The sequence below is a fragment of the Stenotrophomonas sp. P5_A8 genome (genome assembly GCF_056400545.1).
The window spans coordinates 1-2,481 of the sequence record NZ_JBFULB010000449.1 but is presented as its reverse complement, the minus strand read 5'-3'; the positions used below and the strand labels follow the sequence as shown (position 1 = coordinate 2,481).

The 2,481-nt window shown below is 65.5% G+C and carries 4 protein-coding genes; all 4 read left to right on the top strand.

The window, feature by feature from the left end:
• Positions 1-436 (top strand): alpha/beta hydrolase fold domain-containing protein (locus AC1DQP_RS19400; RefSeq protein WP_478052290.1); only part of this gene is annotated, 436 nt, incomplete at its 5' end.
• 777 nt (positions 437-1,213) lie between these two features.
• Positions 1,214-1,459, top strand: coding sequence for a hypothetical protein (locus AC1DQP_RS19395; protein WP_457321923.1), 246 nt, complete (start codon positions 1,214-1,216; stop codon positions 1,457-1,459).
• Between the two features lie 153 nt (positions 1,460-1,612).
• The gene (locus AC1DQP_RS19390) at positions 1,613-1,915 is read left to right on the top strand and encodes a hypothetical protein (RefSeq protein ID WP_478052289.1); all 303 of its coding nucleotides are present in this window, start codon (positions 1,613-1,615) and stop codon (positions 1,913-1,915) included.
• Between the two features lie 104 nt (positions 1,916-2,019).
• The gene (locus AC1DQP_RS19385) at positions 2,020-2,364 is read left to right on the top strand and encodes a DMT family transporter (RefSeq protein WP_306175361.1); all 345 of its coding nucleotides are present in this window, start codon (positions 2,020-2,022) and stop codon (positions 2,362-2,364) included.
• The last annotated feature ends 117 nt before the right edge of the window (positions 2,365-2,481 follow it).

Sequence of the window (2,481 nt, the reverse complement as noted above, 5' to 3'; positions counted from 1 at the left end):
CCCGATGCCGGGCGCGGCCGGCCTGTTCTGCGCTGGCGGCGATGCACGCTATGGCGGTGATTCCCGCTATGTGATGGCCGCGATCAACGATGCGTTGCTACCGCATTCCGATGGGTCGCTGCCGATCATGGAAGACCTGTACTACGGCGATGTGGATTTCCGCGATCCACTGGTGTCGCCGGTGTTCTCGGAGGAACTGTTGGCCCGGTTCCCACCTACGCTGTTCATCACCGCCACCCGCGCCGCCGAACTGAGCAACGTCTCCTACATGCACGGACGGTTGGTCGACCTGGGGCGCGAATCCGATCTGCACGTGTGGGACGGGCTGGGGCATGCCTTCCACCTGGATGCCAAACTCCCGGAAAGCCAGCAGGCCTATCGAGTGATGGCCCGGTTTTTCACCCGGCACCTGGACGCGTCGCTGCCGGTTCCGTGACAGGGCGCATGCCGATACCGCCGACGGCAGGGGCCGACCCAGCCATTACGGCGCGTATCGCGCGCCTGCACGCGGCTGGAGCCGGGGATGGCCCACAACCCGGCGGCGTTGCGATCGACATTCCAATCCGCCCCTTCCAGGGTGGCGGCTACGGCGTGCGGCCGACGCGACGCGCGATGGATGGCGTCAGCGACCGCCTCCATCTCGCCATGGAACCAACGGTAGCCGTTGACACAGATTTCCCGTGGCTGGTCACCCGGGGCGGGAAACCCGGGAAGAAGCTCGCGCAACGCCGCACTTGCATCGTCCAGCGTCTGGGTGCGAAAACCGGGTTCCTCGGCCCAACGCTCTATTCGGGACAGCCATGACGTCTGCATACGAGTACTCCTGGTGAAAACCAACCATGGCCCTACGCAGGTTACCGGGACGAGAATTCGCACGACGTCAGATGAACGGTTGTGTCTTTGCACATGGACCTCACCGTACGTGCACGCACATACCTTCCGGATACGTAAGGCGCGGCGGGCGACGGTAAACAGCGGCAACCCGATGCCCTGCGGGTGTGACCACAGCGACGGATGTCCAGAGCGGCCTCACACGAACCCGCGCTCAAGTAACGAACGCGGGCCTAGGGTGGTGCATCCATCCAGACGAGGCACGCCCCATGGTATTCCACGCCGCTGCAGCGCCGCCGGCCCGCATCCCTGTCCGCCTCAGGTTCCTGCCGCGTCGGCCGCTACTTACTGGTGCCACCGGCACCCACGGATCTCGCGCCCCATGACATGCACCGGCATCTTCGAGCTGATTGAAGTCCACGGGCCAGGAATGGCACCTGGCGCTGGCGGAGCGGCCATTACCGCCTTGGCCGCCGCCTGTGTTGCATGTAAACGTCACTTCACCGCCATCGCCCGGCAAGGCCTGCAGATCATCCCGGGGGGCGTCGCCATTACCTGCCCCGGCTGCAAAGCACGCCAGGCGATCAGCAACGCACGCTTCGACGGACTTCTGCTTCCCATGGCCTAGGGAGCGCCTGCTGCGCCTCACATGCAGTGTGCTAACAAGCACAGGTCTAGGATCCAACGCACGTGGAAAGACCTTTCGTGTGCGCTGCCGCCCGGCGCGTTTTCGGTCGCGGCAAGGCATGACTTCCGCGCCATTTCGTTGGGGGGAAGGATCGTGCCGGATACAGGTCTGTTCTACCTGCTGGCTGTCGTCGGCGTGCCGGCCGGCTCCACGCAGACAACGGTCAACGCCATCCTCAGCGTGCGTGCGGAGTGCCTGACCTGTCATCACACGATGGAGGTAACCGCGCCCTGGCTGGTGAACATCCCCGGCGGCGGCGCCGTGCTGGACTGCCCGGCGTGTCGCACCCGGCAGGCGATATCAGGCGCGCGCTTTACCGCATTCATCGAGCGGTTTCCCGGCGGCGTGATGTCACCGCGTATCCACCCACCCGACCACGCGCCTCAAGCGCGCTGACCCGCACGCGCCAGCCGGCACGCCCGAAGCCGCTGCAGACAGTCCCCGTTCAGCGCCACTTCCTTTAACATACCGCCCGGTCGGTATCTTGAAGGTTGTTTGGAATGACCCCTCTCATCACGGCATATCTGTTCCTGACCGGCGCCATCGTCTCCGAGGTCACCGGCACCCTGCTGCTGCAGAAGACAGCGCAGTTCACCCGGCTGGCCCCTACGGTTGCGATGGCGCTCTGTTACGGGCTGTCGTTCTACCTGCTGAGCCATGCGCTGAAGACCTTGCCGCTCGGCATCGCCTACGCCATCTGGGGCGGGCTTGGCATCGTCCTCACCCTGATCATCAGCGTCACGGTGTTCAAGCAGACCCTGGACTGGCAAGCGATCGTGGGCGTGGCGATGATCGTGGGCGGGGTGGTCGTGATCAACGCGTTCTCCAAAGCGGCGGCGCACTGATGGACGCACTCAAACGGCGCAAGCAGCCCGCGCGGGTTCGCGCGGCCCTGCTCGACGCGGTGGCGCAGGAAGCGGCGCAGCGTGGCCTGGGCGGGGTGACCGTGGTCGGTGTGGCCG